Annotated in this window: 18 protein-coding genes; all 18 read right to left on the bottom strand. The window is 53.4% G+C overall.

From position 1 onward, the window contains the following. Positions 1 to 41: 41 nt before the first annotated feature. The 18 genes from CHH75_RS01620 to CHH75_RS01705 all read right to left on the bottom strand — a co-directional run bounded on the left by CHH75_RS01620 (position 42) and on the right by CHH75_RS01705 (position 25,064). On the bottom strand, positions 42 to 1,361 hold the full coding sequence (locus CHH75_RS01620; RefSeq protein ID WP_095265286.1) for a glycoside hydrolase family 125 protein: 1,320 nt from the start codon (positions 1,359 to 1,361) through the stop codon (positions 42 to 44). Beyond that, positions 1,354 to 4,521, bottom strand: a complete 3,168-nt coding sequence (locus tag CHH75_RS01625) for an alpha-mannosidase (RefSeq protein WP_095265287.1) — start codon at positions 4,519 to 4,521, stop codon at positions 1,354 to 1,356. Before CHH75_RS01625 ends, CHH75_RS01620 begins: the two co-directional genes overlap by 8 nt. A gap of 18 nt (positions 4,522 to 4,539) precedes the next feature. Then, positions 4,540 to 6,840, bottom strand: coding sequence for a glycoside hydrolase family 3 N-terminal domain-containing protein (locus tag CHH75_RS01630; RefSeq protein WP_095397299.1), 2,301 nt, complete (start codon positions 6,838 to 6,840; stop codon positions 4,540 to 4,542). 424 nt (positions 6,841 to 7,264) lie between these two features. Then, entirely contained in the window at positions 7,265 to 9,337 is a 2,073-nt protein-coding gene (locus CHH75_RS01635) for an alpha-glucuronidase family glycosyl hydrolase (RefSeq protein WP_095397300.1), read from the bottom strand. Between the two features lie 121 nt (positions 9,338 to 9,458). Continuing rightward, positions 9,459 to 10,133, bottom strand: coding sequence for a GntR family transcriptional regulator (locus tag CHH75_RS01640; protein ID WP_095265288.1), 675 nt, complete (start codon positions 10,131 to 10,133; stop codon positions 9,459 to 9,461). A gap of 74 nt (positions 10,134 to 10,207) precedes the next feature. After that, on the bottom strand, positions 10,208 to 11,014 hold the full coding sequence (locus CHH75_RS01645) for a Nif3-like dinuclear metal center hexameric protein (protein ID WP_095397274.1): 807 nt from the start codon (positions 11,012 to 11,014) through the stop codon (positions 10,208 to 10,210). 77 nt (positions 11,015 to 11,091) lie between these two features. Then, positions 11,092 to 11,547: a type 2 periplasmic-binding domain-containing protein gene (locus tag CHH75_RS01650; protein WP_230875769.1), complete on the bottom strand. Its 456-nt coding sequence runs from the start codon at positions 11,545 to 11,547 to the stop codon at positions 11,092 to 11,094. 395 nt (positions 11,548 to 11,942) lie between these two features. After that, positions 11,943 to 12,356, bottom strand: a complete 414-nt coding sequence (locus CHH75_RS01655) for a YugN family protein (protein WP_095265290.1) — start codon at positions 12,354 to 12,356, stop codon at positions 11,943 to 11,945. Between the two features lie 70 nt (positions 12,357 to 12,426). After that, positions 12,427 to 12,921 (bottom strand): VOC family protein, encoded by a 495-nt coding sequence (locus CHH75_RS01660; protein ID WP_230875770.1) that lies wholly within the window; start codon positions 12,919 to 12,921, stop codon positions 12,427 to 12,429. Between the two features lie 17 nt (positions 12,922 to 12,938). Continuing rightward, entirely contained in the window at positions 12,939 to 14,312 is a 1,374-nt protein-coding gene (locus tag CHH75_RS01665) for an AraC family transcriptional regulator (RefSeq protein WP_095397275.1), read from the bottom strand. Between the two features lie 147 nt (positions 14,313 to 14,459). After that, entirely contained in the window at positions 14,460 to 15,344 is an 885-nt protein-coding gene (locus CHH75_RS01670; RefSeq protein WP_095265292.1) for a cation diffusion facilitator family transporter, read from the bottom strand. Positions 15,345 to 15,697: 353 nt separating this feature from the next. Beyond that, the gene (locus CHH75_RS01675) at positions 15,698 to 16,549 is read right to left on the bottom strand and encodes a protein phosphatase 2C domain-containing protein (RefSeq protein WP_095265293.1); all 852 of its coding nucleotides are present in this window, start codon (positions 16,547 to 16,549) and stop codon (positions 15,698 to 15,700) included. A gap of 72 nt (positions 16,550 to 16,621) precedes the next feature. Then, on the bottom strand, positions 16,622 to 17,869 hold the full coding sequence (locus CHH75_RS01680) for an extracellular solute-binding protein (RefSeq protein ID WP_176475424.1): 1,248 nt from the start codon (positions 17,867 to 17,869) through the stop codon (positions 16,622 to 16,624). A gap of 87 nt (positions 17,870 to 17,956) precedes the next feature. Continuing rightward, complete coding sequence (locus tag CHH75_RS01685; protein ID WP_095265295.1) at positions 17,957 to 19,648, bottom strand: ABC transporter permease; 1,692 nt, start codon at positions 19,646 to 19,648, stop codon at positions 17,957 to 17,959. Continuing rightward, positions 19,632 to 20,738 (bottom strand): ABC transporter ATP-binding protein, encoded by a 1,107-nt coding sequence (locus tag CHH75_RS01690; protein ID WP_095265296.1) that lies wholly within the window; start codon positions 20,736 to 20,738, stop codon positions 19,632 to 19,634. The genes CHH75_RS01685 and CHH75_RS01690 overlap by 17 nt, the downstream gene beginning before the upstream one ends. A gap of 61 nt (positions 20,739 to 20,799) precedes the next feature. After that, entirely contained in the window at positions 20,800 to 21,849 is a 1,050-nt protein-coding gene (locus tag CHH75_RS01695) for an ABC transporter substrate-binding protein (protein WP_095397277.1), read from the bottom strand. Positions 21,850 to 22,054: 205 nt separating this feature from the next. Next, positions 22,055 to 23,296: a response regulator transcription factor gene (locus CHH75_RS01700; protein WP_095397278.1), complete on the bottom strand. Its 1,242-nt coding sequence runs from the start codon at positions 23,294 to 23,296 to the stop codon at positions 22,055 to 22,057. After that, positions 23,274 to 25,064, bottom strand: a complete 1,791-nt coding sequence (locus CHH75_RS01705; RefSeq protein WP_255222936.1) for a cache domain-containing sensor histidine kinase — start codon at positions 25,062 to 25,064, stop codon at positions 23,274 to 23,276. Before CHH75_RS01705 ends, CHH75_RS01700 begins: the two co-directional genes overlap by 23 nt. Positions 25,065 to 25,561 lie beyond the last annotated feature (497 nt).

A 25,561-nucleotide genomic window follows, 5' to 3' on the forward strand; every position in this document is an offset into this window, starting at 1 on the left:
TCATCTTATCTCTGCTTCTTCCCCACCTGGATTGAGGCGGATCAGACGATGCCTTTCTTCATGCCTTCATAGACAAGCTGGGAAAACAAGCTGTTGGACCAGGCGAACCAAGGGCGCGTGTATATCTCCGGATTATCAGCATGGAAGCCTTCGTGCATGAACCCGGTTCCTGCATCCGTCGCTTCCAACAGATCGATCATCTCGCGTTTTTCCTCGTCCGTAGAGGCCGTCAGCCCCTGCATCGACAATGCCATATGCCAGATGTAGCCTGGCGGCGTATGCGGGCTTCCGATTCCCTTCGCCACCGCACCCTCGTAGTAGTACGGGTTGTGTTTACTCAGAATAAACCGGCGCGTGTTCTGGTAAATCTCATCATCCTTGTCAACATATCCGAGGTACGGAATCGAGAGCAGACTTGGCGTTCCCGCATCATCCATCAGGCAGTAGTTGCCATAGCCGTCCGTCTCATAGGCATAGATCACCCCGAATTCCGGATGGCGATACGTTCCGTACAGCTGGATGCCGTGCTGCACCTCATCCTCCAGCTGACCGATCGTGCGCACCAGCGCTTCATCCCGGAACACCCATTTGGCGATTTCCTTCATCTGACGCAGACTGACGACTGCAAACATGTTCGCCGGGATATTATAGTGAAGCTCGCAGGCATCATCACTTGGCCTAAACCCGGACCAGATCATGCCGGTGTAGTTAACCGGCATCCCGAGGCCTTGATTCCGAAGCGTGTCGATCGCAGGGCAATTCCGGCGCTGGAACCGGTAATCCGATTGCTCGGCATGCCGCTGTTCGGTCTGCCACAGCCGGATGATGCCCTCCAGTACCCCTTTGAACCGCTCGTCAAATATGTCGCTCCGTCCGGTTGCCTTCCAGTAGGCATAGGCCAGCCGAATCGTAAAGCAGAGCGAATCCAGCTCGAACTTGCGCTCCCATACCCATGCCGACATGTCGGTCTCGTCATTGGCGTCCCAATGCCAGCCGTTCGCGGTTTCGTTGAACGCATTGGCATACAGATCAAGGCTGGCATACATCATATGCCGTTTCACGAGCCCGCCGATGATGCGCTGCAAATCCGCATCCTTCTCTGCCAGCGGCACATAGTGAATCACCTGCTCCACCGAGTCACGAAGCCACATCGCCGGGATATCCCCGGTGATGACAAAGGTGGTGCCGTCGTCCATCAGCTTTGTTGTTGTCTCAAGGGTATTGGGGAAACAGTTCAGAAACTGCTGCAGCAGCTTCGGGCGATGCGCCAGCTTTACTTTTGCTTCTTCCAGCACCTCGCGCACCGCTTGCGGCAGCTCAAAGTCGGGAATCGGGATTTGGGGCAGCTTGAAATTATCCAATTGATGAAACCTCCTTATGCTGATCTTGCGGTTTGATTTTGATGGATTTCACTTCATAAGGCCGGAAAGACAGGCTGATTTCACCGTTCACGGTGGCGATGTCCTCCATCTCGTCCTCCAGCAGATTGACAACCGATACGTCGATCGGATGTGTCGGCCACTTGATTGTCACGGTCTCCCGTCCGCCGGAGGACTCATACAACCGCAGGATGGTCCCGCTGCCGTCCTCCGCTCTCTTGATCGTGTCCAAAATGACATGCGTGCTCTCCAGATGAAGCCAGCTGTGCTCGGCTGGCAATCGGCCTGATTGCCCGGACGGTGCCTGCACGGCAACCACCGCCTGATTCAGCTCGGCCGCTTCCCTTACGACATGGGCTTCCCGCCAATCCTTCTCATGCGGCAGCAGCGAATAGGCGAACTCGTGCTTCCCTTGATCGGCTCCTTGATCCGGCCATTTCGGAGCCCGGAGCAGGGACAGGCGCATGACGCCGTCTTTGATGTCATACCCGTACTTGCAATCATTCAGCAGACTGACCCCGTAGCCGCCCTCGGACAGATCTGCCCAGCGATGGCCGCACACCTCGAATTGAGCCTGATCCCAGCTTGTATTGCGGTGCGTCGGACGCTCCAAAGCGCCAAACGGAATCTCATACGTGGCCTTCGAGGCCACGATGTCAACCGGAAACGCCACTTTAAGCAGCTTGTGACTCTCGTGCCAGTCGACCTTGGTGCGGAAGTCCACGCGGCGCCGATGATGGTACAGCATAATTTCCTGGTCAATGATGGACGCGTTCAGCTTCCAGCGAAAACGGAGCACATCCATGACCGAGCCGCGCTGCATCACTTCGCTTTCCAGCAATTCCGCGGTCCCGGCCGGCTGGCTCTCGTAGCGCGGATCGATATCCCACGCATCCCAGTAGGTCGGCGTGTCATGGAAGAATTGAAGCTCATTCCCTTTGCCACCAGGCGCAATCAGCTCACGCCCTGCGGCCTTGTCGTACCAGCTTGTGATTTCTCCCCACGCGTTGAATTTCAGGAGATAATGCGCCGTCTCCCATTGTTCTGGAACCGGGGCATTCGCGGAGATCGTGCCCTCAGCGCCCGTCAAAGCCTTCTCCGTTACTTCTTCAGTCTCTCTGAGCCAGAAGGTCTTGCTGCCAAACGCCGGAATGCCGGTGACGCGAACAGCAAGCCGCCCGGCGCCATCCTCCGTCTCGGGCGGCAGCAGATCATACTGCATCGGCCCGGCAGCATCGTAAGGCGCCCGCCCTCTCCACTGCTCAGCATCCAATATAACAATCTCCTCGCGTTCCCAGCCGAGGCTGTTGAACACGACATAGGGCTCGCCTTCATGCTGTCCGCCGGTCATCTTCGTCACCACAGCGCTGAGCGTTTGATCCAGCTCGGCTTGTCCAATGTCGAAGATCCGCTCATATTCCTTGGCCGAAGTGAAGTACACTTCAGGAATCGAGGTGCCCGGAATTATGTCGTGGAACTGATTGAGCAGCATCAGCTCCCAGCCCTTGTCGAGCGCCTGTTTGGTCCGCATTCCTTGCTGCTCATCCCCGATGGCAAGGGCGCTCCATATTTCCGCTTCGCGATACAGCGCCTCGGCCTTGCGGTTATTCCGCTTGTTCCGCGCATGGGTCGTATAGGTTCCGCGATGCAGCTCCAAGTACAGATCCCCGTGCCACTGCGGCAGATCGGGATTGCGCTTAGCGATCGCGCCGAAGAAATCCGCGGCGGTAGCAAACCGGCTCAGCGGCTGTCCAGGCATCAGATGCGCGCGCTCCACATACTCCACCATCTCATGGGTCACACCGCCGCCGCCGTCGCCATGTCCGTACAGCAGCATCAGTTCATTGATCTCGTCCTTCTGACGGAACGAGGCCCAGTGTTCGTGCACATCCTTCGGATGCGTATGCTCGTTTACACCATGATTCTGATAGGCCACGATGGAGGTTCCGTCGATCCCGACCCAGTGGAACAGATCATAAGGGAACTTGTTCGTGTCATTCCATCCGAGCTTGGTTGTCATGAAATAGTCAATGCCGGCCAGCTTGAGCAGCTGCGGCAGCGATGCGCAGTAACCGAACGTATCCGGCAGCCACTCAATCGCGGAGCGCTTGCCGAACTCTCGCTCGAAGAACCTTTGCCCATACAGCATCTGACGAACGAGCGACTCCCCGCTCGGAATATTCAGGTCAGGCTCAACCCACATGCCGCCAACCAGCTCCCAGCGGCCTTCGGCAATTCTCTGCTTGATCCGCTCATACAGCTCCGGATTGTTGTCTTTCACAAAGGCATACAGGATCGGCTGGCTCTGAGAATACTTGAAGTCCGGGTATCGGTCCATTAACGCGCACACCGTCGAGAAGGTGCGGCTCACTTTGCGTACGGTTTCCCTTACTGGCCACAGCCAGGCGATGTCGATATGCGACTGTCCCACCATGTGCATCGTGCCTGGAATTGCATCTGCTGGCATCTGGCTCGCAACGGCCTCGGACAGCTGCTGCTCCACGCCGCTTACGAGCTCTTCGGATTCCAGCCGTGAAGGGTCCGAGCCGTACAGCGCGTCCATCGCTTGTTCCAGCGCCTGCTCTGTGCGGATGCGGCGCATATCTCCTTCCGGCAGCAGCCGGGCGGCCATGGCCGCGACCGTCACGCTGTGCTTAAGCCGCTGCACCGGGTAGTTCACACGAACCAGCTTACTGCTGATCCCGCTGATCGGCGGGTTGATCACCGCCTGGCGATTCAGCGGGTCCCAAGGCTCAGGGATCGGATCATACAGCTCGATTTCGAGCAGCGGGGTTCTGCCTGCCGCAGCTATGGGCAATGGCACATACGTATGATTGCGATCCAGTCCGTGATACGCCTCGCCGTTCAATCGAAGCAGGCCTTCTCCCCCCGCTTCGAATACAAGCGCCGTTTCATCGGCTCCCCACGCCGCCGGAATTTCCGGCTGCAAGCGAAGGAAATAGGTCGTGCCGTACGTGCTGCGGAGACGCTCTACATTTTCCACGCTGGAGCTCTCCGTTTCATACCGATATTCGCCAGGCTGGATATACTCAGCTCTCTGGACTTCCCATTCGGGCAGCGGAATCTCTTCCCGCCATTCATACTGCGCCAAAAATTTAATAAATCGTTGAATTCTGCTCAAGCTCGGCCACCGTCCTCTCTATTCTTGAACCCGCAGGCTCGCCGTCTCGCCTCTTGTCGAGTCCGGACCGACCATGATGCGGAATTCGCCTGGTTCCACCACCGGCTTCAAGTCCATTCCGATCAATTCCAGCTGCTCACGGCCGATGGTGAATGACACCGTCCTGGTTTCACCAGCCCCAAGCCGGATTTTCCTGAAGCCCTTGAGCGCCTTCTCCGGACGCGTAACGGAAGCTGCCAGATCGGAAATGTACAGCTGCACGACCTCCGCACCTTCCCGGTCCCCGGCATTCGTGACATCAATGCGGACGGTCGTTTCGCCGTCAACCGGAATGACCGCAGGCTCTACGGTCAGATTGCTGTATTCGAAGCGGGTATAGCTCAGCCCGTACCCAAACGGATATCTTGGCTCAAGATCGGTCTCCAGGTAACGTTTGCCGCGCGTCCGCTTGGCATTATAATTGATCGGCAGCTGGCCGACTTCCTTCGGAATGGACACTGTCAGCCGCCCGGACGGATTCACATCCCCGAACAGAATATCGGCAATCGCATGGCCGCCTTCCTGTCCCGGGTACCAGGCCTCTACGATGGCATGCGCATGCTCGTCAATCCACGGCTCTGTAATCGGCCGGCCGTTGATGTACACCACGACCACCGGCTTGCCTAGCTTGTGGATCTCCTGTACCAGTTCCAGCTGCACGCCCATCAGCTGCAGGGTAGCGCGGTCAATACCTTCCCCGCATTCCATATCGCTCCAGGAATGCTCGGTAACGACCGAGGCTCCGGTCCGTAAGTCAATCGTACCTTCGCCAAAGTCTCTGGCGCTCGAGCCACCGATAGCCATCACCACCACATCGGCCTGGGAAGCACACTCCAGCGCGTAGGCAAAGCCTTCGCGGGAATCGCCTTTGATCCGGCAGCCCGGAGCATACAGGACGCGGTGATCCGCATCGTCTCCAAACCGACTGCGAATGCCCTCCAGCACGGTAACGATTTGTCCTGGTTCTTGCGGAGACGTGTAATCGCCGAGCTGATTGTACGGCGTATTCGCATTCGGGCCAATGACCGCGATTTTGCCTATGTCCGCGCGGAGCGGAAGGGTTGCGCCTTCATTTTTAAGCAGGATCACCCCTTCAGCTGCCACCTGACGGGCAAGATCAGCATGTGCCTGGCTGCCAATGATCTGTTCGGCGCGCTCTGGATCCGTGTATGGACGGTCAAACAGCCCGAGGCGGAATTTCATTTCAAGCACTCGGCCTGCCGCCAGATCCAGCTCTTCTTCAGTTACAAGCCCCGCTTCCAGCGCCTTTAACAGATAAGTGCGGAACATCGTTCCGGACATCTCCATGTCGATTCCCGCTTTAAGCGCTTGGGCTGCGGCCTCTTCCCCGGTTGCCGCGGTATTGTGACCGCTAACCAGCATGTTAATAGCTCCGCAGTCGGTAATGATGAATCCGTCGAAGCCCCATTGCTCACGCAGCACGTCATGGAGCAAATATTTGTTGTTCGTGCACGGGACGCCGTCAATCTCATTGTAGGCAGGCATGACCGACATTGCGCCGGCCTCCACCGCTTTCTTGAACGGATGCAGGTCCACCTCATGCAATTCTCGCAGCCCCATATGGACAGGTGCGCCGTTGCGGCCGCCTTCCGAGGCGCCATAAGCTACAAAATGCTTCAGCGTGGCGAGAAGGCTGTCCTCCCCGTCAAGACGCTCCCCTTGCAGGCCTTGAATCGAGGCGACTGCGAATTCGGCCACCAGATGAGGATCCTCGCCGAACGTCTCCTCCGTCCGGCCCCAGCGCGGATCGCGCACAACGTCCAGCACCGGCGAATAAGTCGCCGCCCCGCCCTGGCTCCGGGTTTCGGCTGCAACAGCGCGGCACATCTCGCGGTACAGCTCGGTGTTCCATGTGCTGCCGATTGTCAGCGGCACCGGGAAGACCGTTGCCCCGATCGCCATATGCCCGTGAGAGCATTCTTCGCCGAACAGAATCGGAATGCCGAGCCTGGAGTTTTCAAGGACATAACGCTGAATCGTGTTGATGGCCTCGGCTCCTTCTTTCGGAGACAGACCGTTCTCCAGCGTCACCTCCGTCCACGGATCAGCCCGCAACGTGCCGTACAGGGAGCCGATTCCGCCTTGAGCGATCTGCGCCTTGAACTCGTCGGTAACTTCAATCGTGTTGTCTTCATTTTTCGTATACGTCTTCCAGCCGAAAGGCTGCACCAGCTGACCGATCTTCTCTTCAGCGGTCATGCGCTTGAGCAGGTCCTCCGTGCGCTGTTTGGGTGAGAGTGAGGCATTTTTGTAATCCATGGCATACCCTTCCTTTTCACTTATTTTCAATGAAATCATGTCAGCAAGCTTGTTGCAGGCATTGCGCATCGGGTCACTCATTCTGGAGCTTGCAGGATGAAGCTGGAATGATGTTATTTTCGTTATGTTAAATATAATAACGTTATTACGAACTAGTCTACTTTCTTTTAAATCCATCGTCAATGCACAATTTTGGCTGCCCCGCGCAACATCGCAAGCGGGCATTATGCACACAAAAACATCCCGATCATTCCAGGGCTTGGAATGATCGGGATGTCGCTCCCGCTTAAGTATTCTGATGGATTGCCGGACAAAGCGTTCACCTGTCTGGATGACGGGCGCGTCCCCTTATGATCCACAGGTGTGCTCAGGTCTGTCGGTCTTGCATTTTGTTATGTTGTTAGGATGCCCTCAGCACAGCAGCTCAATAGATTGTGCGCCCCTGCTGATCCGGTATGCCGGATTTGCGGTAAAAATACGTGTTGATCACATCCCGCCATTCCTTCGCATGCTCGAGCTGATGCTCAAGCCGGCTCATCACCCCGGCGTAACGTTCGTGATCCATCTGTCCTTCCAGCTTGCTCCAGCGCGATATCAGCTCCTGCACCTTCTCCACGCCTTCAAAATGGGAATCGTAAATATGCTGAATCACCATTTGGCCGGAACGAAGCACATGCGTATACGGCACATGGTGGAAAAATAACAGCAGTTCATCCGGGCAGGCATCCAGCGACTCGTACAGATCCGCATTCTCTGGAAAGTATTGGGCGGTATAGCCGGTTCCGTCTTTTACCGTCCGGTTTACCCCAATTCCGTGACAGTCGGCATAATGATACGTGCCCCATACCGAATACTCATACCCGTCCACATTCGGCCCATAATGATGCCCGGGATTCACCATCCATCCAACGCCGAGCGGCGACGTGTAGCTCTCATAGATTCGCCAGGATTCAGCCAGCATCGCTCCGAGCTCACGGTGGATGTCGGCACTTGCCCCGAAGGTCAGATGGATCCATTCCGATGTGATCTCCTCCTCGGTCAGATCCGGATTCCAGGTCAGGCGTCCATAGCCATACAGATTGGCCTGTGCCAGCGTGTGACCGGTCCAATTATCATCGCTGCCCACATTCACAACTGCGGTGATGCCGCTGTAAGCGTATCGATACAGCTCCCCGGATACCGCGCGTTTGACGGTTGAACCTTCGCCTGTGGCATACGTATCGAAGTCGAGAATCTCCTTCCATTGCGGAACCAGGTAACACAGATGCTTCTGCTGCCCGGTATATTCCTGCGTGATCTGGAACTCCAGCATCTGATTGGTCTTGGGCATCGCCCCAAGCAGCGGAGATACCGCCTCGCGCACCTGGAAGTCCATCGGACCGTTTTTAATTTGCAAAATGACATTCTCCATAAATTGCCCGTCAAGCGGCTTGAAGTGATCGTAAGCTGCCCGTGCCCGGTCGGTCTTCCGGTCCCGCCAGTCCTGCAGGCAGTTGTATACAAAGCATCTCCAGATGACGACACCTCCGTACGGCCGGAGCGCCTCGCCCAGCATGTTCGCCCCTTCCGCATGCGTCCGATTGTATGTAAACGGCCCCGGACGATGCTCCGAATCCGCCTTCACGACAAATCCGCCAAAATCCGGAATATAGCTGTAAATGTCACTCGCCCGCTCCTTCCACCATGCCCGCACGCGATCGTCCAGCGGATCGGCTGTATCCAGGTCCCCGATGGTGATCGGACTGGCATAATTGATGCTCAGATAGGTCGTAATCCCATAGCTGCGAAAGATATCCGCCACCCGTGCCACATCAGGCAGAAATTCCGGTGTAATCAGCAGCGTCTCCGTGCGATGCACATTGACGTTGTTAATGGAAACGCTATTGATCCCGATCGAGGCAAGCATTCTTGCATAATCCCGTATTCTGCTGTCATCCCGGACAAAGCGGCCCTCTTCGAAAAATATCGAGTTTCCCGCATATCCCCGCTCAATCGAGCCGTCCATATTGTCCCAATGATTCAGCATCCGCAGCCGGTTACGCGGCTGCTCCAGGACATGCAGTGCGGCAGGGTCCGCCCCGCTCTGGAGCAGGCGCAGCAGATGAAACACCCCGTACAGCACGCCTCTATCCGTCCGCCCCACGACATAGAGCTGCACTGCCCCATCCTGCTGTACAGCATGAATGCCGTAGCCTTCATCGTTCAGGCCCTGAATCTGTCCGGCTTGCGACCATGCCTCCGGCAGCGCCTCGTCCAATACAGCGAGTCTGACGAAGCTTCCGGACACTGACGCCGGATCGCGGCAGATATTCGGCTCTGCACCCCTCATCTCCTTGATTCCGTATACTAGCTCCTGCAATGCTGAATCCATCACTGCAGACGAATGCTGCACCACGATGCTGGACAACAGCTCCATTCCGGTCCGCAGAGCTTGATGCGAGTATCTCAGCCAGCACCGGTCTGCTGTTGAATAAGGAAGCTTATCCCCTTGACTCATCATCCTCAATCCCCTCTCCTGCTGTGAAAGTTAAACCCGAGCTCACGCGAGTGGAGCGCGAACCATCGCACACGCTGCCCTAGGCCGTTCAATCCACAACTTAACTGCGCTCGCGCTTGCCTTAAATAAAATAATGAGGAAACTTCTCCTTCAATATATCCTGGTCAAATACCACGAGCCGCAAGTGATTCTCCATAATCCTCATCGCCTGGTCCTTCTCCTGATTCACAATCAATCTGTACAGCTCCTTATGCTGCTGGATGATATCCTCCCAATTGGAATCCTTCGCAAGCCGAAGCAGCCGCAGACGGTTGAAGTGAATGTTCAGCTGCTGCAGCATCTTCCAGGTGCGTTCTTTGCCAGTAGCATCAAACAGGATTTGGTGGAACTCCTCGTCCAGCTCAAACAGCTTGTTGAAGTTTTTTTGGGTGGAACACACATCCTGCATATAGATGTTCGTCTCCATCCGAAAGCGAAAATCCTCGCCAAAAGAATCGCAAGCCAGCGCCACGATTTCCTTCTCAATCTTCTCGCGAATGAACCGGCCTTCCTCCACATGCGCCAGATTGATTCGCGACACAACGGTCCCGCTCTGTGGAATGATATCCAGCAGCTCTTCCTCGGCCAGCTTCATGAAAGCTTCGCGAACCGGCGTCCGGCTAACATTCAACTGCTCCGCAATTTCCTTCTCGGATATTTTCGTTCCCGGCTCCAGCTTCAGCTGAAGGATCTGCTCCTTCAACACATGATATGAGTAGGCCCGGGTTGAGCCTTTAATTAATTGTTCTGTCGACATACAGTACCTCTTCTTTCGAAAATCTATTTTCTTCTCTCTCTATGATTATGACCACCTTCACTATATAGTTGACCTTAAATAATTTCAATCAAAGGTCTCATCGCGATAAAATGCACCGGCAGCTCTGGAAAGGCATCCCGAATTAGCGCCGCCGTCCTTCGCATCCCCGGTTCTTCACTTGCGCAATGCCCGAGCAGCAGCAGTGCCCGTTCCTTCCCCTGGTCCAGGGCATCACGAATATACTCGGGCGTCTCCCATTCCGGCCCTTCCCCGGTGATGACCAGATCAACTTGATCCTGTTCATACAGCGGAATAGTCTGATCGCTCCCGCCCCTGTAGCCGACAGAAACAGCAATCGTGCTGCATCGCATCGGTCTGCGGCCGACAAGCCGCACGTAAGGGAGGTTCAGTTTCTGCTTGACCTCTTCCCCAATAGCTTGAACGGTCAGCGGCTCCGGGAGCCGAACGATGGCAGCATAGGGGGAGTATCGTACCGAATAGTGATCCCACTGCACAGCTTGAAGTAATGCCTGTGTGATCAGATCCGGGTTGTAGCGATGCGGGATGTCATGAAATCGGAAGATAGCCATTTCCCCGCCGCTGATCAGCTCCAGCTTCATGTCGCGAACGCTGTTATTCCCGCTTTCCTCCTCTATCGGTTCTGCATGCCGATGGCTGTAGAACGGTCCCTCGTGCGACAGTATTAAATTGGCCCCGGCATTCCGGGCTTCACGTATCGCGTCATAAGAAGCCATGAAGGTGACCGCGACGCCGTGGACAACCATATCCGAATGGCCGAACAGAAGCCGGTCTACTTCCAATTGACTTATATCCGCTGGTTCCGTCAGCCTGCGGATGATATGTGCTACCGTATAGTTCAATGGACACCGCCCCTTTACATATACTCGCCCTGAGTAAAGCAGGCTGCCGTTTCTAGTGCGAAACGGCAACCTATTAATCACTGGTTGTCCTTGCTCTCCTTGTACGCTTTATATTTTTGGTTTGCAAGCTCTACATAGGTGTCCATGCCTTGATTCCTCAGCTCCTCCACAAATTTATCGAACTCGGACAAGCTGCGCTTGCCCAGTATAAATTTGAGTGTATTCTGATCCGTATAGTCCTTCAGCGGCGTGCTGAGCAGCGTCGCCCGCTCACGCTCTTCCACAGAGTATGGAATCGGCGGATCCGGAGGAAGCACGGTCTTTGTCTTTTTCATATCTTCCTGGAATCGAATCTCTTCTTCCGTGAACATGGAGTGCAGCAGCTCCGTTGTTCCGCCATAAGCAAATACGCCGCCGGAGAAGCTGTATTCAATGCGAAGATCCTTGGTGCCCGTTGGATTCAGTCCGTTAAAGTTAATGTCATCGAGCAGCTTGCGAACCCCGTTGGCCTTGGTATAGGTTTCACCTTCCACGCCTCATTTGGCGAACTCTTGACCTTCGTCACTGTAATAGAACCAGTCGATGAATTGCAGGATGGCTTTGAAATGCTCGCTGTCCTTCACCTTGGACTCGTTGCTGTAATACTAGTATAACTAGTATGGTAGTTTGGTTGAATTTATTGTAATTGACATGTTCCATGATTTCAATATGTTTTTTGTTTTGTTCTCATTTTTTAACAATTGCGCCATTGAAGTCGTTGCTCCCCCCAATACAAAAAAACAAGCATCTCCACAGAAAAACCGTGAATCAGCTTGCTTACAAAGGTGAGATACCGACAGATAAGGTAGGCCCGACTCCCTGTCGTCCAAAAGATATCCGCGACAACAAGCAGGAAGCTCGGCAATAACAGCGCCGAGCTTCCTGACACTTACTGAAAATATCCCTGTTCCACTTCCATCAAGGCTTGGCGCGCCCGCTCTATCCACACATCCTCAAGCGACGCATCTGGATCGAGCGGGGCCTGAAACTGGTCAAAGAGCGCCCCAATCAAACGGGGGGCCGCATGTTTGTCCGTGCCTGTGTTATACACATGCTTAAATACATACGGTCGGCCCAGCCTTACGGTTGCCCTGCAGCCGCCGCATTCGCCATCGAGCGCCCCCCGAATCACATGAAACGGAATCCGAAGCCAGACCATTCGCTCCGAGTCCAGGCGTTTATCCAAATAACCGTGCTTATAATCCCAATTCCCCGCCAGTGTAAAATCAAATTGACACAGGTAACTGTCGATGCTCAAAAATAAATCCTCGACATTTTCAAGCCTGGATTCCAGGTTGTACATACGATCGCCCATCCTATTTTTTTATATTTTAGATTCAGGATAGGCGCGAATCTGTCGAATTATACTCCGGTTACACCTTGCAGATCATCAGCTTGTTTCCGTCCGGATCCTTCACCACAAACCAATGGTCATGCTCAATCTCGCTCACCAGCTCCGCACCCAGCTGTTTCATATAAGCAAATGCAGCCGGAAGATCGCGGGTCATGAGCATGAAAGCCGGCGTATCGATCACCGGCGCGCCTTCCGGCCGGTCGCCTCCCCATTTCGGCATCGTGTCCAGAATCAAGCCCGTGCCTTCCATCGGAAGCGGGCATAAATGACCGTTCATAATCGCACAATCTTCCACGTTCAATCCGAGCACCCGACAATACCACGCCCGGGACCGCTCAATGTCGCGTACCGGAATGAAGATATTTCCGACTTTGTTTTGGATCGGTGACGCTTGCTGTTTCGCCTGCAACACTTCGTTTGGTTCATCCATCGCTTTCCCTCCATGAATCAGCTTCAACATTTTAGGAGCCGTAAACGGTCGGTATCCTTCCGGCAATCGGTTGTTATAAGACATCCTTGCATGTCCCCCTTCTAACTTCTCGTCCTAATCGGCACGCAGCATTTAACTTGAATCGAGCCTGACCGCATCCCTCGGTCCAGACCCCCGCCTTCGTCGGCGCCATACTCGGCAAACCATGTTCGTTCCGAATCAAGCTCAAAGCCTGCCGCTGACGCGAGCCAGTCATGTAAATCGCTCAGCACGCCGGTCATTGAACCGTACGCGGCCGTAGTCACACAAGCATAACTGCCGCCTGCAAGCGTGCTGATGGAGGACCGTTCTTCCCGGGGAATCCGGTATCCTTCCGGCAAAGCAATGCCGACCTCATAGACGCTGGCATGGCCTTCTACTGCCGACAGCCCTTCCTCAGACCTCATGTACACCCGCAGGTCTGGCCGACCTATCAGTCCGCTCCTCTTCAGCCAGGCCGTAGAAGTCTCTTCAACGTGGTCCATGCAGCCGTCCCCCTGTCCCTGAAAGGACATGATCGTCAGCGGCGGGCGCTGCTCAATAGCAATAGACCGGGCTGATAGGCTCCTCTTCACGGATAGATACAGCTTCATGCGAACGATACGATCACCGTCCAGCTCATATTCCTCCATAAATCCGCTAGCTCCAGGCTCAAACACGCTGCGTGGAAGCCATTGTGAGTACAGCCGGTTCCAGGCATGGAGGATGCCCGCATCATCACTGGCGTCCGTAATCTGCACGGTGGCATATTGCCCGCCTTTCACCTCCACCCGCTCAAGCCCGGAACCGCCTGGCTCCAGGTTGCCCGATTCGGACTTAGCCCTAACAGCAACCAGCTGGTAGCCATAAGCGTCCTCATCCCGGTCAAGATCGACATTCCATCCGAATACCCTCAGCCCCCGTTCATCCCATCCATGCTCTGCCAGACGTTTGCGGAAACAGGCAAGCGCCTCCCTTTCCAGTCCGATCGCTTGCTTACCGGCATACAATAATCCCCATCCGCTCAACGACTCGGCCTGCAGCAGCTTGACTTCCGGGCCAACACCTGCCGATCTGCAGGTAGTATGTAAGGTATCTTCAACAGGAAGACCTATTCGCCCAAAGTTATAATAGAGCCCGGAATTCCGATAAGCCCCCGGTGTGAGCCCCGTGTATCGCTTGAAGCTGTTATGAAATGCCCGGTAGCTGTCAAATCCGCAGCGATATCCGATATCCGCCACCGGCATGGACGTATCCCGCAAAGCAGCGGCAGCCTCGCTCGTTCTCCTTTTGCGGATATATTCCTTGATGGGGTGACCGGTCAACGCATAGAAGAGCCGGTATAAATGCGGCAGCGAAATCGCGGCCGAACCTGCAATTTCTTCCAGCTCCAAATGTTCCTGCAGGTTGTCCTCAATGAAATCAATCGCCTGTTGAACAATGGCAGCATTCTCCATGCCCTCATCCCCCTTACACAGATGATGAGACTGCTATGCATCCTTGATACTTGACCTCATTGTAACAAACTCCGCGGGGAAAAGACTGTATTTTTTTATCAAAAACGCGCCTTCTTACGATAATGAGGCACCCAGGCCATCACATCATCAGGCTTGGCTTGCTTCCGCCTCAAAAGGCTCAATATGAATATGCGCATGGGATATTTGATGCCGATCCAGCAGCCGCTCCTCGATTACCTCGGTAATTGCATGGCTTTCCACCACGTTCAAATGATGCTGCACCTGAATCGTCACATCGACAAGGACATGACTTCCGAGCACTCTCGCTTTGATGTCTTTAACGCCTTTGACACCCGGGCTGGTCATGATGGTATCCTTGATGCCCGCAAGCTCGTTCTCGTCAAAACCGTCGGTAAGCGCGTGCGATGCGTCTTTGAAAATCCCCCATGCCGTTTTGCATATGATCAGGCCCACAATGACTGCCGCCAACGGATCCAGCCACACCCAGCCCACAATGGCACCGATGATGCCGGCAAAGGCCCCGATGCTGACCAAGGCGTCGGAACGGTTGTCCGCAGCGGCGGCCATAAGCGCCTTGCTGTTAATACGGCGAGCCAGACGCGAATTGTAACGGTATACGAGCAGCATGACCGCTGCCGAGAATATGGCGGTCCATGCCGAAATCATATCCGGCGACTCCGTGCCGGACGCAAACAGTTTGGAAACGGCTTGATACAGCACTTGAATTCCGACCACGGCCATAATAAACGATGCGATCAGCGCGGCTACCGTCTCGGCTCTGAAATGCCCGTACCGGTGATCGCGATCCGGCGGCTTGCGTGATATTTTCAACCCTACCAGCACGGCGATTGACGCAACAATATCCGTCGCGTTGTTATACCCGTCAGCCAGCAGCGCCTCCGAACCGGCGGTTGCGCCAACCACCAGCTTGATAGCTGATAGAGCGATATAGGCAATGATACTAAGCCAGGCCCCTTTTTCCCCCTGTTTAATATCCTGATAGATTTCCACGTTTTCTGCCTCCCTCTTAGAACAGCTTCTATGATACAAAACCAAATGCTGGTGGGTCTACAGAAACAGTTTTGCAATAGACTGTAATAGTAGAGTGAAGTGAATACAGTGTTGTCCGGTAAAATATGTTGCCTGAAGCAACATATGTTGAAGAGAGCTATATTTCTCTTCCGCCACCAGCTGTAGAGGGGCTTGTTGCTAGCAAAAAAACGAGTGGCAAAAAGGAGCTCACTCCTCTTTACCACTCGCCGATGGAAACATAACATCCCTATTGTGCGCATCACGGTCATTCAGGTAAACATGGATCACGACCTTCAGCCCTGCACACAGGTCTCGAACAGGTCCCAAACGAGTTAGTCCAGTTCAATCCATACCGCAGATTTATCATCGGATATTTTGAAGCGCGGATATTCAATGCACTCCGGATCACTGTTCTCCAGATTCACGAGCCACTGGGCATAATCCGTCAAGCCTGACGTCTTCATTTGCCGGAACAGAGCTTCCTCCGGGGACTGCAACTCTTCCATTAGCCCCTCCGGGTAGTATAACCCGTCGGTATGAAGCAGCAGCTCTTCCAGCCGGATGCGATTGATTTTGCCATATTCAATGAACAGCTCCGCATCGGAACGTCCGTTAAGAACGGAGTAGCCCTGGGGGGTGTTCATCTTCTCTTTATTTTTCAAAATCCGGGGCTTGACCATTTCCCACAGCTTGTCTTTCGACCGGACGCCCGATCCGATCGCTTCCTTCCATATCTGCTTGGACTCCGAGTCAATATGTGCCACATGGTCCTTCGTTACCATCCGGACAGCCCCGTCCGTATAAGCTCCCATAATCATGCAGTCTCCGGACTGCACGTATTCAACATAGTGATCGGTTATCCGCACCACGGCAAGGCCGGCTGTCCACAGCTGATCTTTCTCATCGAGAGGAATGCCGTTTGACTGCATTTCAAGCCCGAGCATCCGGTTCGCTTCCCGCGTCAACTGTTCCAGATCCCGGGTATCATCCGCCGGAACCTGTTCGAAAAATCGCTTCAACAGCTCCGATGCAAGCCGTCCGCCGGTCTCCCCCTTCGGCCCACGAAAAGGGACGAGCGAGGTAGCTCCGTCAATAACACCGTAGATGCGCTGAACATCATTCTGAATGACCGCATCCTCATTCCAGACTCCGCTGCCCTGTATCGACAAGCTTTGCACACGCATCTTGACCACTCCTCCATTCGGCACTTTCGCACCGCATCTTATTCTCTATAGTTTCTTTCTGATCAAACCCGATTATGGAAGTAGAGGCAGCAATTCTGCTGTCATCCGTTCCACATCAGGATGGCTTTCGATTTCCAATTGGGTAAGGGAATCCGCAATGAGCCTCCACCTTCTGTAATCATCCTCCGATGGCTGAATACTCAGGAAGGATTCGCTCAGCCTCAGCAGCATATCCGCGTCAGCCTCCTTCATATTCCGCTTTAGTGAAGCCAGCGTGTCCTCCCGCACCGGGATATACCCGGTGTTAGCGATTAGACTTTCTTGCACATCCTTCGATTGAAGGTGCCGCACCAGCTCGTTGGCCCAGGGCGTGCCTTCTCCTCCCTGGAGGACAACAAAAGCACTGTAGTGAGGCGCGATGCCCTGCACTGTGATTCCCGGTACCGGAAGCGCTCCGTATTTGAACTTTCCGGCAATATAGCGATCCAGCCAATTCATTTTCTGTGAATCAGTAATGAGAAACAAGATTTGCCCGTCCATAAATTCACTTAATGCAAGCCTATGCTCCAGCGGGAACATAACCCCGTAATCAAATACGAGCGCATGCCACGTGGTTAGAAGCTCCTGCAGGTGTGTCTGTCCGTCCACGTCCCTTGGTAAGCCCCACAGGTTCATAAACACCAGTGACAAGCTGTCATCCACGGCCAGGGTCTGATTCCATTTGATAGATGCTTTCCGGTCCTTCAGACCCTGAATCCACGACGACAGCACCTCTGCCATATGGTTCAGATCATGGTACTCGACATCTGTCGGATAACCCGCATTCTGCAGCTTGTCCTGATGATAGAGCAGAAGCGGCACTGAGGCTCCGACAGGAGCGGCCCACAGCGCATGGTTATAGGTGAACGCGGTTCTAGCGGCAGCCGTTAACTCCGGTGCATGCCCGTCTGGTTCGATCGGCTGCAGGGCCCCCGTATCGATCCATTCCTTCAATCCATAAGCGTTGCTAATCTCCGCTGCGTCCGGGGCCCGGCCTGCAGAAATCGCTGCTGACAGCTCGGATGCCAATGCATCATAGGATTGAAAGCTTCGAATGCTCACTTCGACATCCGGATTCTCCTGCTGATATGACCGAAGCAGGCCTTCCCATTCGTTGCTGTATATCCAGACCTCCATCCGCACAACTTCCCGGATTCTCTGTTCCGGAGGACTTCCAAGCCGCTGGAAATAGGTTGAATAGACGACCAAGCTGACCACAACGATGAGCAGAATGACAATCCAGACAGCGCTGTTCCTGCTTGGTCCCCATTTCTCCCACATGGCGCTCACCATCCTTCTCCCATACTTTTTCTACATTATAAAAGGCAGAGACAACGAATGGGAACCATGAATTGCTGGGGAATATCGCTATAAGGACAGCCCCCTGCTGCCCGACAGCTTGTTGGCAATCAACAGGGACACAAGCGTGGTCAGCGTCAGAATGGAAGCCAGCGCGGCGCCAGTGCCGTAGTTGGACGTGAAGACCTCGCTGTATATCGTAACCGAAATCGTGGCTGTGGCACCGTAATACAGAACCAGCGTGGAACTGAGCTCGTTGATCGTTGTAATCCAGCTGAGAATCGCACCGGACATGACGCCGGGAGCCATCAGGCGTCCAGTCGTCTTGAAGAAGGTCTTCATCGGCGGTACACCGAGACTGACGGAGGCCTCCTCCACACTTCGGTCAAGCTGGTGCAGCACAGCTGTACTGGACCGGATCGTATATGGAATTTTGCGGACCACATAGGCGATAACTAGAATGACCCATGTGCCTGTCAGCACGATCGGCGGCTTGTTAAAGGCGATAATCAAACTGATGCCCAGCACCGTTCCCGGCATGATGTACGGAATCATCACGATCCCGTCGATAAACGCGGTCAGCTTGTTTTTGCGCCGTACGAGCAAATAAGCAATCAGCATGCCGGCGATGACCATGATGATGATCGACAATACTGAGTAGGAGTACGTGTTCAGAATCGCCTTCGGCACCCGGAAGAAAATTTCCTTGTAGCTGTCCAGACTGAATCCGCGGTGGAATACCGGTCCGCTTTTCGCCAGAAACGACGTAACAAGCACTGTCAACTGCGGCAGAATGGATATGGAGGCCGGAATAAAGACAAGCACCGTCAACAGCACTTTGGGCATCGGCTTAAGCTTCTTCACAACCGGCGTTCGCATCCCGGTCATGGAATAATTTTTCCGGGAAACAAAGTAACGCTGGGAGAACAGAATGATGGTCGAGAAAAAGATCATGATGACGCTCAGTGTACTGGCCATCGCAGGATTGCCTCCCATCTCGCTGACAAACTGTTCATAAGCGAGAATCGGCAATACCTTATAGCCTTGCCCAAGCAGCATCGGTGTTCCGAAATCCGCGAACGAGGCCATGAACACCATGAGCGCTCCCGCAGACAACGTTGGAAAGATCAGTGGCAGCGTCACGGTGCGCAGCCGCCTCCAGGCCGTCATACCGAGACTCTCCGAGGCTTCCTCAAGCGAGGTGTCGATCGTTTTCAGCGCCCCTGACACGTACAGGAAGATGTGCGGGTAGAATTGCAGCGCGAACACGATCACAATGCCGTGCCAGCCATAAATCGAAGGAATTTGAATGCCCAGCTCCCGAATGAACTTCGTAATGAACCCGTTGTTGCCCATCAGCAAAATCCAGGAGTACGCGCCGATAAACGGCGGGGACAGCAAGGACATAATGACCATCAAACGCATCAAGCCCTTGAATTTAATGTCATACCGGGTTGCAATATAGGCCAGTGGCGTGCCGATCAGAATCGCCAGCACGGTGGCGAGGCTGGATACAAGGAAGCTGTTCAGCAGCGCCTGGTGATAGTACTTTACTTTGAAGAAGTTGAGATAATTCTGAAGTGTGAACCCGCCGTCTTTACTGACAAAGCTGTTGAAAAACAAAGACACGAGCGGATACACGATAAAAGCCAGCATAAAAATATACACACAGAAGGTGACAAACGTCCAGAAATCCCATCTTGTAAGCAGCAGCCGCTGCTTTACGGTAGGCGCCCCCGCCGGATTAGGCCTCGCCAGCATGGTAAATCACCTCCTGGCCGGTGCTGTCATACATCACCGTGCGCTCCAGCTGGATATCCAGGAACAGCGATTGTTTCTCCCGGAACAGATGCTGCGATTTGCCGGGATAATCGTGTACATCCATGACGGAGCCGTCGGGCAGTGTGATCAGATAGCTGACTTTGTCTCCCAAAAAACTGACTGATTTCACCGTCCCCTGTACCGTGTGGTTCGAGGCCGGTTCGCCGCTCAAATGCACCTGCTCCGGACGGATCGCAAAAACGACCTTGCCTTCATACGGCTTGTGAAGGGACAGCTTGCGCGTCGTTCCCAGCAGCTGTATGATCCCAGCATGCTCGCTGCTATCCGGATCTTTCTCGCAGCTGCCTTCCACAAAATTCGAGGTGCCGATAAAATTGGCCACAAACCGATTATGCGGATACTGGTAAATTTGCTGTGGCGTGGCAATTTGCTGAATGACGCCTTCATTCAGGACAGCGATCCGGTCGGATACCGCCAGCGCCTCCTCCTGATCATGCGTCACATAAATCGTCGTAATATTGAGCTCCTTCTGCAGCTGGCGAATGTCAGTGCGCATCTTCACCCTCAGCTTCGCGTCCAGATTCGAGAGCGGCTCGTCCATCAGCAGCAGAGCCGGACGGATGACAATGGCACGCGCCAGTGCAATCCGCTGCTGCTGCCCGCCGCTCATATTGCTGGGAATTCGGTCGCGCAGATGAGACAGCTCCACCATCTCCAGCGCCTCCATTACCTTTGTCTCAATCTCTTTCTTGCCCATTTTGCGAGCCCGAAGACCATACGCTACATTATCGAACACACTCAGATGCGGGAAGATGGCATAATTCTGGAACACCATCCCGATATTGCGCTCGTGAGTCGGAACATCGTTAATGACCCGATCGCCGAAATAAATATCCCCCTCTTCGTTCCGGTAAAACCCGGCGATGGTTCGAAGCAGCGTCGTTTTCCCGCATCCGCTCGGTCCCAGCAGTGTAAAGAACTCCCCTTCTTCTATTGAAAAATGCGCATCATTTACCGCCTTGTTCTCACCAAAATACTTGGTTACATGATTGAAAACTACTGAACTCATAGATGCCTCCATATCCGGGAGAACGGCTGGTTATCGAAACACCAGCCGCCCTCCCATTTCATTATTCAATGCCCATCATGATGTTGGTGAATCGTTCAATAATCGCTTCTTTATTGTCTGAAGCCCACTCGAAATCGTACTCAACCAATTCAATATCAACGGTTTGCGGCAAACCTTCGACCGGGTTGACATCATCGCGCACCGAGCGGCGCTTGAACTCGCTTTGCACCAGCTCCTGCACATCCTTGCCTACGAGAAAGTCCATGAACTGCTTGGCTTCCTCCAAGTTTTTCGTGCCTTTAATAATCGCCGCGCCATCCGGTACAGCCGAAGTACCTTCACTTGGATAAATGATACCAATTTGAGCTCCACCTTCCATATACCGCAGCGCAGCATCCTCCAGCGTGATGCCGAGAGCAAACTCACCATCCGGGACTGCGCGCTGCACAAGGCTTGAGCCGGACAGGATTTTTCCGTCCATATTGTCGACCAGTTGTTTCACATATTCCCATCCCTGCTCGTCATCCTTGCCAAATGCCGTCAGCATCGTAACGAGCTGAGTATAAGACGAACCGGATTTGGCAGGATCGGCGAAGGCAATCTGTCCTTTCCATTTCGGATCAAGCAGATCCTCCCAGGACTGAGGCACTTCATCTTCAGGCACCAATTCCTTGTTATACGTAATGACCATTGGAAGGGCGTTAAATGGCGTCCAGTTGTTGGCAGGGTCCAGATAGCCCGGGAAAATGCTGCTTTTCTCCGAAGTAGAATAAGGCTCGAAATATTCGGCGAAAGAAGCTAGAGAATCGGCCCCGCCAGCCCAGAATATATCGCCAAGCGGATTGTTCGCCTCGGCCTCTACACGCTTCAGCAGTTCTCCGGTGCCACCGGAGATCAGATCTACTGAAATGCCGGTCCGGTCTTGGAACTCCTTAATAATCGGATTGTTAATTTCGGCAGCATTCGGTGAATAAATGGTCAGCTTGCCGGATGATTTAGATTCGGCGTCTGTGCCTCCACTTCCCGCGCTACCGTTTGAAGAACCACAAGCCGTAAGAATACCTGACAACAAAATCACACAAACGAGCGCTGTTAACCATCTTTTTCTCATTTTTAAACCCTCCTTATAATCTGTGTCACTTTCCCTTCCACATTTCCTACTATAACGGGCATCCCGGTGCCTCTCAACGAGACAAAATTTCATAAATGTTTAAATTTTTGCTTTGTTCGACATCTTGTTTAGACAAAAAAGAGGCTTTTGCAATCAAAGCCTCCTTCATCGTCGTTTATATTCATCATCAGGTTTACATCATCGGTTATTTTTCCGTTTTCTTATGATACTCAGACGGCGTTTCTCCCGTATATTTCCGAAAGATTTGACTAAAATAGCGGGAATCCTGGTAACCCACGGCCTGGGACACCTCATACACACGCACATGTTCATCTTCCAGCAAACGCTTGGCTTGCTCCATCCGAAGCCGGGTTACGTACTCCACGAAACTAACCCCTGTCCTTTTGCGGAACAAGCGGCTGAAATGCGCCTCGCTCATATGAAACATCGCAGCAAGCCCCTGCAGGCTGATATCCTCGTGATAATGATTATGAATATACAGCTCTACCTGGCGGAAGCCTTCCGCCAGATGAATCGCGTGATGATCCATATGTTCGAGCTCGCCGTAGACAGATACGACAGGCCTGTCCTGCTTCTCATGGCCCGCGATCTGTTTAATCGCCTGCAGCGCCTCCTTGTACGCCTGCCCGAGCTGCTCAAGCGTTTCATGCACTGCACTCACCCCAAAACATACATCTCCGCCTCTAATCCCAGGCAGGCCAGCCTGCAGCAGACCGACAGCCTCATCGGTTCCAGACAACAGCCAGGCGGCATGCCCTTCATTCATCCGCAGCATATGCCCCCCGATGGCGTATCTGCACATCTGTGATCTCAGCTGCAGCCATAGTCCGTCCACAACGGATTTCGCATCGGTAGACAGCCCAACCTTGGCCACCACCACCCTGACTGGCATGGTACGACCTTCCGGAAATAACCATCCGGTCAATTTTCGAACCGAATCGCCCTCTTGATCGCCTAACAAATGATCATAAAGCAGCTTCTGAACGATCAGCGGTTCACCATCCTTCTTCCAGCTTAACAGCTGTTCCATCGCGATCGAGCGCTGCCGTTGGCTCGCAATTTCCTTGCACACTTTCTGAATCGCCTGCATGAGCGCATCGGGATCGGTAGGTTTGAGCACAAAATCACTGGCATTCAACTTGATCGCCTGCTGTGCATAAGCAAAATCATCAAAGCCGGTCAGAAAAATAATCTTCAACTCGGGATACAGCGCCTTCGCGGCCGAAGCCATTCCGAGCCCGTCAATGCCCGGCATACGAATATCTGATATGAGAATGTCCGGCTCATGCTGCCGTATCGCCTGCAGCGCCAGTTCTCCATCTGCTGCCTCGCCAACCAGCTCGCATCCGAGGCTTTCCCAATCAATCGTCTGTTTAAGTCCCTCTCGAATCATCCACTCATCATCAGCTATAAGAACTTTGAACATCGCCTAGTCCCTCCCGTCTATCACTAATCACCGGTATGGACAGACATACCCGTGTGCCCTTATCCGGAACGCTGTCAATGCGTAAGCTATAGGCATAACCGAAATGCAGCTGCAGCCGGCGCATCAGATTGTGAAGTCCGATCCCTGTGCTGCTTCCGTTCAGGGGAGCGTACGTCCCCTGCTGAATCCGGTGCAGCTCGTCAGGAGCGATGCCGGTGCCGTTATCCTCGACCACAAACTGCACCCGCTCTCCTATTCGCTGGCCGGTAATGAGGAGATGCCCCTGTCCGGGCTTGGTCTCCAGCCCGTGTATGATGGCATTCTCCACCAGAGGCTGAATGAGCAGTTTCGGCATGCACAGATCAAGAATCGTTTCGTCCAGTTCCAGTTGAATCGTGATTTTGTCCCGATAGCGGATTTCTTGAATCGTTAAATAGTTGCGGATCTGTTCGATATCCTCACGAATCGGGATCACCGTGTTTCCCCTCCGAATGCTGAACCGAAGCAGACTGCCAAGCGATACCGCAATTTTACTGATCGTCTCGATTTTATGAATACGCGCCATCCAGTTGATCGAATCCAGCGCGTTATACAGGAAATGAGGAGTAAACTGGGCCTGGATCGCTTTCATCTCCGCCTCCTGAACCTTCTCCTGCTTTTCATACACCTCATGGATGAGCCGCTTGATTCGTTCTAGCATCTGGTTGAAGCTGCCTCCGAGATGGCCAACCTCGTCCCGATAACGAGAATCAAAGCTCACCTCCAGGTCGCCCTTCTCTACCTGCTTCATCAGCCGGCGCAGCTTTCGGAGCGGACGTGTAATATAGTCGGATAACAAATAGGCAGCACAGTAAGAGAGCATGACTCCGGATATGATGATAAAGGTCGTAAAATTACGGATTTTCGAGCTTTCCCCTGTCAGTGCCGTGACCGGCACGACATTGATCATTTTGAAGCCGTACAGATCGGAGGAGTCGTAGATAACCATATGCTCCGTTTGATTTTCCTCGATTCGAAAAAAGCCCTTCTTCTCCTGCAAAACAGCGTCCAAGTACGGCTTCTCAAGACGGGTGCCAACCTCGAGCTTAGAATGACGGCTGGATATGATATATCCTTTATCATCAAGCAGATACACCTCGCCTCCGTCGTAGCGGTAAGCCTTATCGTATTTATCGGCAAATGCGGATTCCATAATATCGACGACAAAGTAGCCGAGCGGTTGGCCGGTCTCAATCTGCTTGAGCAATCTGCCCGAGCTGAGCACTGCGCCGTAATCCTCATATTTTTTGAGCGAATAATGGGTATCCCACACAACATCGCCGCCAGCCAGCCTCGCCTTTCGGAACAGCCCCCAATCCGGGTTGTATCGAAGGTAGGAGCTCGGGATAAAATTCCCGGTAAAATAGCGGTCCCCGTTCTCTCCCAGCACATAAAGCTGAATGTCCCACGATTTGAAGCCCAGAAAGCTGTTTAAGATCGCCGCAACCGTCTGCTGGTCGCGGTACTTCTCTTCAGCGCTCCGCGATGCGGGCTTGGACAAAATATCTTGAATTTCCTTATTGCTGTACAGATACATGGACAGTTGTTCAATATCTTCTACAAAATAATTGAGACTATGATTGATTTGCGATAAATTCTCAAGAATGATCTCGTTCGCTTTGGTCTGGATTTCACTGGAGGCTTTCTGGTAGGAGAATATACCAAGAACGGCGAGGGGAGTAACGGCAATTAGAAGAAAGAGCAGCATCAGCTTGGTTTTTAATCCCATAGCATGCAATCGATCCATCCAGTATCTCATTTCGTTCACCTGTTCTTTTGTGTAGTAATTTACATTAATATATCACAAATTGTCGAACAGACCAATGAAAATGTCGTATTGATGTCACGTTTCATGTCATTGAAATTATCGATTGATTAACATGTCTCAAAATTTATTTTTTTTAGCCTGCTGTCTCCGTACCCCCGCCACCCTCTTTGCATCATTATCCCTTTCGTTCAGGTACCATTCGCTCATTATCCCTTTCGTTCAGGTACCATTCGTTCGTTATCCCTTTCGTTCAGGGGCCATTCGTTCATTCAGTTCATCATCCCTTTCATTCAGGGAGTGGAAATTAAGAGCTCCCGAAAAAGGAGATGAGAGGAAGCCGAGACAGTGGGGAAGAAACAAAACTTAAAACGGAGAGACCTGAATTGGAGGGCTTAAATCGGAGGCTTAAAAAATTGGCGAATTTCTACCCGACCGGACCTGCGCAGAGCTTGCAACGC

Origin of the sequence: Paenibacillus sp. 7541 (assembly GCF_002276395.1) — a bacterium.
Lineage (GTDB): Bacteria > Bacillota > Bacilli > Paenibacillales > Paenibacillaceae > Paenibacillus_AQ > Paenibacillus_AQ campinasensis.

What these genes read in the sequence shown, in the direction of transcription:
- CHH75_RS01680 (WP_176475424.1), bottom strand. Translation starts at nt 17,869, where the DNA reads ATGTGGGAGAAATGGGGACCAAGCAGGAACAGCGCTGTCTGGATTGTC.
- CHH75_RS01705 (WP_255222936.1), bottom strand. Translation starts at nt 25,064, where the DNA reads ATGGGATTAAAAACCAAGCTGATGCTGCTCTTTCTTCTAATTGCCGTT.
- CHH75_RS01675 (WP_095265293.1), bottom strand. Translation starts at nt 16,549, where the DNA reads ATGCGTGTGCAAAGCTTGTCGATACAGGGCAGCGGAGTCTGGAATGAG.
- CHH75_RS01635 (WP_095397300.1), bottom strand. Translation starts at nt 9,337, where the DNA reads ATGAGTCAAGGGGATAAGCTTCCTTATTCAACAGCAGACCGGTGCTGG.
- CHH75_RS01685 (WP_095265295.1), bottom strand. Translation starts at nt 19,648, where the DNA reads ATGCTGGCGAGGCCTAATCCGGCGGGGGCGCCTACCGTAAAGCAGCGG.
- CHH75_RS01700 (WP_095397278.1), bottom strand. Translation starts at nt 23,296, where the DNA reads ATGTTCAAAGTTCTTATAGCTGATGATGAGTGGATGATTCGAGAGGGA.
- CHH75_RS01665 (WP_095397275.1), bottom strand. Translation starts at nt 14,312, where the DNA reads ATGGAGAATGCTGCCATTGTTCAACAGGCGATTGATTTCATTGAGGAC.
- CHH75_RS01695 (WP_095397277.1), bottom strand. Translation starts at nt 21,849, where the DNA reads ATGAGAAAAAGATGGTTAACAGCGCTCGTTTGTGTGATTTTGTTGTCA.
- CHH75_RS01640 (WP_095265288.1), bottom strand. Translation starts at nt 10,133, where the DNA reads ATGTCGACAGAACAATTAATTAAAGGCTCAACCCGGGCCTACTCATAT.
- CHH75_RS01630 (WP_095397299.1), bottom strand. Translation starts at nt 6,840, where the DNA reads ATGGATTACAAAAATGCCTCACTCTCACCCAAACAGCGCACGGAGGAC.
- CHH75_RS01655 (WP_095265290.1), bottom strand. Translation starts at nt 12,356, where the DNA reads ATGTACAACCTGGAATCCAGGCTTGAAAATGTCGAGGATTTATTTTTG.
- CHH75_RS01660 (WP_230875770.1), bottom strand. Translation starts at nt 12,921, where the DNA reads ATGTCTTATAACAACCGATTGCCGGAAGGATACCGACCGTTTACGGCT.
- CHH75_RS01690 (WP_095265296.1), bottom strand. Translation starts at nt 20,738, where the DNA reads ATGAGTTCAGTAGTTTTCAATCATGTAACCAAGTATTTTGGTGAGAAC.